Annotated in this window: 7 protein-coding genes and 3 pseudogenes; 3 read left to right on the forward strand and 7 right to left on the reverse strand. The window is 40.6% G+C overall.

Annotation, left to right across the window (positions count from 1 at the left end):
• Positions 1-115: 115 nt before the first annotated feature.
• Positions 116-574: pseudogene (locus KKC1_RS10420) on the forward strand (ISLre2 family transposase); the annotation flags it as partial.
• 452 nt (positions 575-1,026) lie between these two features.
• Here the strand turns inward: KKC1_RS10420 and KKC1_RS10425 are convergent.
• From KKC1_RS10425 to KKC1_RS10450, 6 genes are all read right to left on the reverse strand, one after another.
• On the reverse strand, positions 1,027-2,742 hold the full coding sequence (locus KKC1_RS10425) for an FAD-binding protein (protein WP_088554402.1): 1,716 nt from the start codon (positions 2,740-2,742) through the stop codon (positions 1,027-1,029).
• Between the two features lie 18 nt (positions 2,743-2,760).
• On the reverse strand, positions 2,761-4,122 hold the full coding sequence (locus tag KKC1_RS10430; RefSeq protein ID WP_192868193.1) for a cytochrome b N-terminal domain-containing protein: 1,362 nt from the start codon (positions 4,120-4,122) through the stop codon (positions 2,761-2,763).
• Between the two features lie 13 nt (positions 4,123-4,135).
• Positions 4,136-5,470, reverse strand: coding sequence for a succinate dehydrogenase iron-sulfur subunit (sdhB, locus tag KKC1_RS10435; protein WP_088554404.1), 1,335 nt, complete (start codon positions 5,468-5,470; stop codon positions 4,136-4,138).
• A gap of 18 nt (positions 5,471-5,488) precedes the next feature.
• Positions 5,489-5,866: a succinate dehydrogenase, hydrophobic membrane anchor protein gene (locus KKC1_RS10440; protein WP_088554405.1), complete on the reverse strand. Its 378-nt coding sequence runs from the start codon at positions 5,864-5,866 to the stop codon at positions 5,489-5,491.
• A 440-nt stretch (positions 5,867-6,306) separates the two neighbouring features.
• Entirely contained in the window at positions 6,307-6,894 is a 588-nt protein-coding gene (locus KKC1_RS10445) for a FumA C-terminus/TtdB family hydratase beta subunit (protein ID WP_088554406.1), read from the reverse strand.
• A gap of 30 nt (positions 6,895-6,924) precedes the next feature.
• Positions 6,925-7,824: a fumarate hydratase gene (locus tag KKC1_RS10450; RefSeq protein WP_088554407.1), complete on the reverse strand. Its 900-nt coding sequence runs from the start codon at positions 7,822-7,824 to the stop codon at positions 6,925-6,927.
• Positions 7,825-8,041: 217 nt separating this feature from the next.
• Here KKC1_RS10450 and KKC1_RS17565 point away from each other — a divergent pair.
• A pseudogene (locus KKC1_RS17565) lies at positions 8,042-8,413 on the forward strand (transposase); the annotation flags it as partial.
• 332 nt (positions 8,414-8,745) lie between these two features.
• Here the strand turns inward: KKC1_RS17565 and KKC1_RS10460 are convergent.
• Entirely contained in the window at positions 8,746-9,036 is a 291-nt protein-coding gene (locus tag KKC1_RS10460; protein ID WP_192868194.1) for a hypothetical protein, read from the reverse strand.
• A gap of 166 nt (positions 9,037-9,202) precedes the next feature.
• Between KKC1_RS10460 and KKC1_RS10465 the strand changes: the two are divergent.
• A pseudogene (locus KKC1_RS10465) lies at positions 9,203-9,579 on the forward strand (ATP-binding protein); the annotation flags it as partial.

Consider the following 9,579-nt stretch of genomic DNA (forward strand, 5'->3'; position numbering starts at 1 on the left):
ATATCCTGGAATCTGTGGCACCACGGTTTAGGATTTGTAAAAATCCACCTCAGTCATTTCAAGGGTTTCCGGTTTTCGGGTCATTGATTTTGAGGATTAACTGTCAAAGATGAGTCTTACGGAAGCAGCAAGAAAGACCAGAGGCAACCGGAAAAAGAGGATCACCAAGCTTTTGCGTTATCTTGAGGAAAACTGGGCGGGGATCGTAGCCTCGCCGGGGGCGAAACGTCTGGGTGCCATTGAGGGGCAGATACAACACAATGTAGCCCGGCGGATGAAACGGCTGGGAGCCAGATGGACAATCTCCGGAGGAGACCGGATGGCTCGTGTTTTGGCCGCTAAGGCAAACGGTGAGCTTGGTAATTATACTTACCGCTGGCCCATTAAACAGCGGAAATTGAAAGAAGTTGCGAAGCATGCGCCGGTGGAAGACCAAAACACAAACACAGTAGATATAGAAAAATGGCTGCAGGCATCTGTTCCGGCATTAAAGAGTCCTTTTGCCGACCGGCCGTGGATTAAGTATGTTTTACGGGAACTTACCCGTAGCAACCTTTCTGGTCTTTTGTGCTAGCTGTTCCCTGGTGAGCCCCAGAGGGTCTAAAAGGCGGCGCTGTGAGGGGAGCCTTGACAGCCGGGAACCCCGCAGGTGGTACCATGGTTTTTGAGACGGGGCGCGTATATTGTCGGTACCTGTTCCCCGGAGCCGCCCCGTCGGTGTCCATGTTCTACCACCTGCGGGGTGGCTGTCAAGGCCGACGTCGTAAAGTTAATGTTTTAGAAGGTGAGGTCTCTTAAAGATAAAATTTTCTTGTGCACCTACTGAATCTTGACACGGACTCCCATTTTTTCGCCCTTGACTTTTTACCGTGTGTCTTTAAAAATTTTATCAATTAGTTTGTAAATTAAGAAATCAAGATGCCTTTTATCGATTATTACCGCTACTAATTTTAATAACTCTTATCCCAAGGGACCGTGCTTTTTCCATCAATAATCCTTTGTACTTTAGTTAAAAAAGTTTGTTCGTTAATTTAAAACATCTTCGGGTTTCATTCGTGTAAAGTTAACCGGTTGTTCAAAAACTTTAAATTCGTTCTCTCCATTCTTCTGTAAACAAATATTTTTAAACCATTCTTTATCTGTATGCGGAAAGTCCTCACGATAATGAGAGCCTCTACTTTCTGTTCGCAATAAAGCACTTAACGCTGTAGCCTTGGCAATAATTAAAATGTTCCGTAAATTAAGAACCTCATTCCATGCAACGTTATATTCCTTAGGTCCAGAAATTGCAATCTTTTCAAGCCTTTCTTCAAACACATTAAGTTCCTCTAATGCCTCTTTTAAATGGTTACCATTTCGAACCACCCCAACTTTTTGCCACATCATTTCCTCAATTTCTTCCCTTAAAGCAAACGGACTTTCGCTATTATTTACTTCAAGCTTGAATGGCTTGATGGCTCGTTCGATTATTTCTTCTACTTGCTTTTGAGAATATGAAGATGGAGAACTTACATCTTTAATATAATCAACCATTCTTTCCGCTGATAAAATTCCAAATACTGTAGATTCAGCAACACCGTTACCACCTAACCGGTTAGCCCCATGTACACCGGCCGCATCCTCACCAGCTGCAAATAATCCTTCTATATTCGACTGGCAATTCAAATTAATCCGTATTCCACCCATGTGAAAGTGAGCCGTCGGAGACACCTCAATAGGTTCACGCGCCAAATCTTTACCTATCTCTCTAACCCTTTCCACCATACCAGGAAAGTTAGTTTCTACAAATTCGGCCCCAAGATGAGACATATCTAAATATACTCCTCCATCTGGAGTACCTCTTCCTCCTAAAATTTCCATATAACTTGATCTGGCTACTACGTCTCTCGTTGACCGTTCTTTCCTCTCTGGATCATATCTTTCCATGAAGCGTTCGCCTTTAGCATTAAAAAGATAGGCGCCCGCACCTCGTAAACCTTCCTCCAACACACTTCCACGTAAACGGGAATTACCTGCCAGCAATCCAGTTGGATGAAACTGGAGCATCTCCATATCCATCAATACCGCACCTACACGATAAGCCATAGCTACTCCATCCCCTGATTTTTCCATGGAGGGAGCAGAAATTTTATACATTCTGGCCCCACCGCCTGTGGCAACCAGTATCGCCTTAGCCCGAACTAATAAAAACTGCCCAGTTCGAATATCTAACAGTACAGCACCTGCTATTCTTGTGCCTTCCGAGTTAGTTACTAGATCTATTGCCCTACATTCTTCTATTACCTTGATATTTTGCCGACGAAAAACTTGTTCCCTTAAACGCGAAATTATCTCTATTCCTGTCAAATCCCCGCGATGTACAGTACGATCAAAGGACTGACCGGCAAACGGTTTTTGATGGATGTTCCCATGTTCATCGCGGTCAAAGAAACATCCTACCTTCGTTTCTAATTCACGTACGGTCCTGGGAGCATTAGATACCAGAAGCCACGCTAATTCTTGATCATTAATAAACTGGCCACCTTTTAAGGTATCCTTAAAGTGAAGTTCTAAAGAATCTCTGGGATTTAACACCACGTTATAACCACCTTGCACCATCCTTGTACAACCACTTTTACCTACCAATCCCTTCGTGACCAGCGTAACGGAAATCCTAGGATCTGCATCCGCACTTTGTAAAGCCGCAAATAGTCCCGCTCCGCCACTTCCCAATATCAGAATATCAGTAACCAGCTCTTCCATAAATAATCTCCCTCCCTGTTAGCTCTGCTCCAAAAATCTAATAAATTTGATTAACTCCTGCCTTTCTTCTTTTGACATAATATCTTCATAACGCGGCATTTCGTATCTCGGATTAATAAGTTTGGGATCTGCAAGAATTTTCTCTAGATATTCCTCGGAGCGCCTTATCCATCTCTTAGAATCTAACCGCGGTCCTACTGGAACACCGACATCTCGTACGACATGACAAGCTGCACACCCATATTTGGTATAAACCTCGTAACCCGCAACTACCGCCTCGGGAAGCTCTGTTTTTTCAAAAATCTCTACCGTCCCTGGTGGTTTGGGTGTGGTCAATCCTAATATAGTAAGGTACACAATAGATGCAACCAAGATACCCGTTACACCAACTACCACCGGACGTTGGAATAAATGCCTCCCCGGACCTCTATCGAGTACAGGTAATAGAAACAAAACTGAACCAATTATTACAGGAATTAAAAAGGTTCCCACTACTTCGAATTTTCCCGGGAAAAACCAAAGGAGCTTATAAAAAAACATGAAATACCATTCTGGTTTAGGGACCACGTTCACCGTTGCAGGATCTGCCGGCTCTCCTACTTCTGCTCCAACTGTAATAGCTAGGTACATTATTACTATAAACAAACCTACGCTAACCAAAGCATCCTTCAACACGTGATCTGGGAAAAAAGCAGACCCCTTCAACTGAGAATACGTGCGTAAAAAAGATTTTGGTGGTGGTTCCGCTATCCCATGCCTAATAACTAAAGCCACATGTATTATAATCAATATCATAAGTAGTCCTGGTAGCCAAAGAACGTGTAGACTGAAAAACCGGGTCAAGGTTAATGGTCCCACTACCGTATCGGCTCTTACCGCTTCTTTTATAAAAGAACCAACAACCGGGATAGTCCCTAGTATCTCAGTCCCTACCACCGTAGCCCAATAGGCTTTTTGATTCCATGGCAAGAGATAACCCGTAAAACTTAAAGCTAATATGATACCCAGGATTATTACTCCTACGAACCAGGTTAATTCTCTAGGTCGTTTATAAGCACCCCAAATAATAACCCTTAGCATATGCAAAAATACTATAACTATCAAAAAGTTTGCTGACCAGAAATGTATACCTCTAATTATTGAACCCCACTGGATCTCTCCCTCTATAAATAGAATACTTTCATAGGCCTCGTCAGCAGAAGGAACATAATAAAGTGTTAAAAACAGCCCTGTGATCACCTGCAGGAAAATTAAAAACAAAGTGGCACTTCCGAGGGTATGAAACCAACCTATTCCTCTAGGAAGCCTGCGGTATAATATATAATTTATTTGTGGTCCTATCCCAGTCCGTTCTTCTAACCAAATCCATAACTTCCGCATCTTAGTTCCCTCCTCAAGCGCGGAGAAAATCTTTAATAAAAAGCTCGTTATTTCTGACTTCGCATTCATAGCGATCTAAAGGTCTAGGAGGAGGACCAGCAACAACCTCACCTTTCTTATTAAAAACCCCTCCGTGGCACGGTGAAAAAAACATTTGAGCTTCTTCGTTCCAGCGAACTGGGCAACCCAAGTGAGTACATGCCGCATCGTATACTACAACTTCGTTACTCTCCCTTAGTACATAAACGGATCTCCGAATAGATTTTCCAGACTTCAATGGATGCTCAAAAGTAGTTAACGTAGGCTTGCCTTCTTCGTACTGATTAATATCTCCTAACGAAATCCAAGGTTGCTTCGCCTCAGATACAGTTACAGGAGAAAGAGTACTTCTAATACCTATTAATAAAGGAGAAATTGAAGTTATTCCTACTAAACTTAATGCTACCTTTTTAAGAAATTCCTTGCGGCTAACTGCCTTTTCCGAAGCTTCATCCGTAGTTTCCTTAGAAAAATTCCGTTTCCCCTCTAATCCGTGACCTTTCGAATTTATCTCCAATTTTTGTTTCTCTCTTTGATTATTCCTTTGTTGTCGCCCTGCCATCTCCTCTCCCATTGGTGCTCCCCTCCCTTCCTCTATTTTTCTATAGCGTGAAAGTCCTCTTAGTACAGCTTCGTTTTTCAGCTGCTGGATAGACCACGTAGGAATAATGTTTTTAGGGCATACCTCCATACAGTCAAATTGGGTATGACAACGCCAAATTCCATGTTCATGATTTATCCGCCTAAACCTTTCTTCGAAAGCTGCATCACGGTCATCAGCCAACAAACAATAAGCTCTATTTAGTGCCGCAGGACCTAAATACTCTTTATCAAAAGCCACCATAGAACAAGCAGAATAACATGCTCCGCATGTAATGCAATCTAACATATCATCAATAAGGCGTCTAGCTGGAGACCGGGACGGAGTTTTAGCCACTTCATCATCCTTACCAATAAAGTATGGTATGATACTTTCATATTTCTGAAAAAAGGGCTCCATATCAACCACTAGGTCCTTTATTATCGGAAGATTGTTCAACGGTTTTACTGTTATTGTATCACCCAAATCTGCCACTTTGGTTCTGCAGGCCAATCTTTCTTTACCATTAATTACCATAGCGCAAGAACCGCACATACCTAACCTACACGAACAACGGAAAGAAACCGTAGCATCTTTTGCCCGTAAAATTTCGAACAAGGCGTCAAGTACGGTCATGTTTTTGTATGTCTCAACATAAAACGTATCCCACTTTGTTTCCGTGCTTATTTTTGGATTGCACCGAAATACTTTTATGAGGACTTGGGGCACTTTAACTCACTCCCCCTCTTATAAAATTACAAAAAACAGTACAGCTAAATAAGTCACAATTCCTATTGCTGTAAATACCTTAAAAAGAGTTTTAGCTTGTTTTACCCAACCATAATCAATAAGAATAACACGCAAACCATATAAAGCATGAAATATAACAGCTAACAATAACAAGCCATCTACAATCGCACTGGAATGAAAATCAGCGGCCCATGCTTTGTTTCCTCCTATACCTCCTATCAATACATATCCAGTATAATATTTTAAAGGTAAAAGTACTATTAATATAATCGATGTTATTCTCTGAATAAGCCACGCCCACATCCCCGTCTGAATCTGTTCCCAAACATCTCGTTTAATCACTGTAGGTACATTTTTACCATTTATTGAACTCATATATAGTCACCCCCTAAAATTTGAATTGAAAGATTGATGGATTAACTCCTACCTACTTTTTCGATTAACACCTCCTTAACAATTTATTTTCTATTCTCAACTCCTCTTCCCGCAGTTAGCTTATTAAAGAATTTCCTTCTCCACATTTGCAAATTATAGCTTAATGGTATGTGGTCATACATGTTATAAATTATATTTCGCGAAAAAAGTTTTTTTTCCTGCTTTTATATTTTTATATTTTTTATTTAGAAGTAAAAAAAATTCGCGAGGAAGTTTAAATTTTGGAGATATCGTTTTAACGACAATAACTTTTAGCCTTTTTGCATCTCTTTTGATATACTTTCTTTAATTTAAAAAACATACAAAACTATATAAAAACTTAATTTCGTAGGGCGGGCTTCTTCCTATCGTTATAAATACCCACCCTACGAAAATATCATTTAAATTCCCAGCCTCTTATAAATATCCGCAAGTTTTTCGCGTGCCCGGGCTTTTATCTGATAATACATATTATTGCCTTCCGCATCCATTGCTACAATAAGGGGACCAAAATCCTTAACCCGAAACTTCCAAATAGCTTCTGGCATTAAATCTTCCCACCAAACTCCTTCGATGGCTTGAATTTTTTCAGTCTCCCAAGAAGCAGCTCCTCCTACAATAGCCAGATAACACCCGCCATATTTTTTCATGGCCTCCATACTGGCTTCCATCATTCCTGCTTTACCAATAATTGCTCTCACTCCATATTTACCCATTAATCCAGGAGTAAACCGATCCATTCGAGAACTGGTAGTAGTTCCGATACATACTTTTTCATACCCACCGTTTACCTTGCGTACGTTAGGTGCCGTATGAATACAAGCAGCTCCGGTAAAATCGACTGGAGGGGGAACATTATTTTCAAAAATACGGATTAAATTGGCATCTCTTATCCCAAAAATAGTCCCTTCCAAAAACACCGTATCACCAATCTTCAACTTACGAACTTCTTCTTCCGATAAGGGCGTAGTCAATCTATACTCAGCCATAGTTATCCCTCCTTTATTTGACACTCTAGCTTAATATCCGAATTCCACTTTACCATTGACATCAATCTTAGCCCTGGCTCGTCTTGCCGGCCAGCACTGAATATTTACAGCTACTGGATTCTGGGTTATATGAGTGTAAGCGTATTCTATATTTAAAGCCAAGGCCGTAGTCTTTCCTCCCAAACCCATAGGACCAATGCCTAATTGATTAACTGCTTCTAGTAATTCTTCTTCTAAAGCTGCAATATCAGGATCCTCATGGCGTGAATCTAAGGGACGAGTCACGGCTGCTAACTTGGCCAGCTTAACACAAAGATCGGACGTACCACCCAATCCTACACCTATTACAAACGGCGGACAAGGATTAGCGCCTGCTTCTAGCACGCTATCAATAATGAATTTTTTAACACCCCGAATACCTTCCGCTGGAATTAACATCTTAAGAAAACTCATATTCTCAGAACCAGAACCCTTAGGTACCATTAAAATTTCCAGATTGTCACCATCTTCAACAAAATCCAAATTAATTAAAGGAATACGATAACCCGTACTGGTTTGATGATTGGTCCTTTTTATGGGATGACATACACTGGAACGTAATGGATGCTCAACCGTAGCTCTTTCAGTGCCACGAATAATGGCTTTCTGTAGACGTGGAATATCAATATTAAGCCGGCTACCTATTTTTATAAAATAAAGAGGAATACCCGTATCCTGGCAAAGCAAACATTGCTTATTATCCGATATTTTAATAGCCTCCAGCATGGTAGATAAAATCTTCTTTGGATTTTCTTCCTCTTCTATTTCATAAGCATTTTGAAGAGCCTGCCGCACATCAGGGGGTAAATCTTTAAGAGCTTTAATATAAAGACTTTTTGCCGTTTCCTCAATAACTGAATAAAGCCCATAATCAACAGTTACAGTTTTCATAAATTAATCCACCTCCTAAAAAATGTTATAATATATTTAATTTTGCTAAAAATTTTTATTACCAAATAACACCCCCTTATCTGTTAAAATGGTTTATAGCAAGAAGGCAAAATCCTTCATGCCAACGTAATAAAATGATAGAAAGCTAAGTTTTTCGGGAAAAGACTATCTCCTCCTGGTCAGTTCGACTGCCTATACGAGAGTCGTCTTTCCCGAAGCCCCAAGACTGCTGGCGGAGTGGGGAGATGACAGAGAACGCTTTCTAAACGCTTCCGTAGTACAAGCACTGGCTGGAACTTCACCGGTGCTGTATCAAAGTGGTAAATATCGCTTTGCGAGAAGACGAAGATCTTGCGTAAAACCCTTCCGTAATACTCTGCATTTATTTGCTTATCAGACAGTACGGTGGGTTGGCTGGTCGCGCGAATACTACGATAAAAAGCGTTCTCAGGGTAAATCGCATCATGAAGCTGTACGGGCTTTAGCCAATATCTGGGTGAGAATTATCTTTGCTATGTGGAAAAACTATAAGCCATATGATGAAACAATTTTTCTTACGGCCAAAGCCAAACACAGTTTGGCTGCTTAGAAACTATAGATTCTGAAATTATAGCTGTTATATTAAGAGGAAACTTAGAAATAATTACCATTATATTACATATTTGATATAAATTGTTTTAAGCGTTCTGGCTCTCTGTACATTATTTAATTCTAAAAACATTTGGTAAGTTGTATGTGGTCATACCTTAAATAATAAATTTCTTCATTCAAAAATTTTTTCCTGCCTTTTTAATTAACTAATCTTATATCTTTCATTCCTTGATGATAAGTAAGCATTTAACTTTTGTCAGAATTAGTTTTCGGTTTTAGATAAAAGAAATTAACAGGGGTTTACCTTACTTTTAGTTCCCCATTTACTAGTTAGACGGTGATATTTTTCAACCAACTACTCTCCTTCTTCGGATAGTCAAGTCGGTAGTGAGCCCCTCTACTTTCGGTTCTCGCCAAAGCAGCTATTATTGCTGCTTTAATTACCAAAGTCATATTTTCTAACTCATATAATTTTATTATTAAATCCGTAGGAGCAAATTTGATTTGATTTATCATAATAGGAGTTAATTCGTTTTCTAAGGCAGCAAGTTCCTGTAAGCCTTCCTGTAAAAGCCTCTCATTCCTTTCTAATCCCAAAGCTTTAAGAGCAATTTGCTGCAACTTCTGTTTTATTTCCTTAAACCCAAACACCTGCCCCGTACCCATCAGAAGTACCTGGAGCGGACGCCTTCCAGGCTCATTCACTGGTCAGAGACTATTGGCCCAAACACTGCCGAACTGGTGAAAAAGATTTTAGATTCACGGCCCCATCCTGAACAAGGCTACCATTATCACCGGGCCTACCGGTGTGGGAAAAACCTACTTGCTTGCGCTTTGGGCAACGCTGCCTGTCGTAAGGGATACAGCACCCGCTACTTTAGGGTACCCAGGCTCCTTACGGATCTGAAAATGTCTAAAGGGGATGGTACATATTCAAAACTTTTGCATCAGCTTTTGAAACTCGACCTGTTAATTTTGGATGATTGGGGATTAACTCCTTTATCCGCGGATGAAGGACGGGAGATCCTGGAGGTAATTGAAGACCGCAATCATTTAAGTTCCACAATCATTGTTAGCCAGTTGCCCATAGAGCACTGGCATGAGATACTGGGAGACCCTACAGTGGCTGATGCCATTCTAGATCGTTTAGTACATAATGCCCAT

The organism is Calderihabitans maritimus, assembly GCF_002207765.1.
Taxonomy (GTDB): Bacteria; Bacillota; KKC1; order Calderihabitantales; family Calderihabitantaceae; genus Calderihabitans; species Calderihabitans maritimus.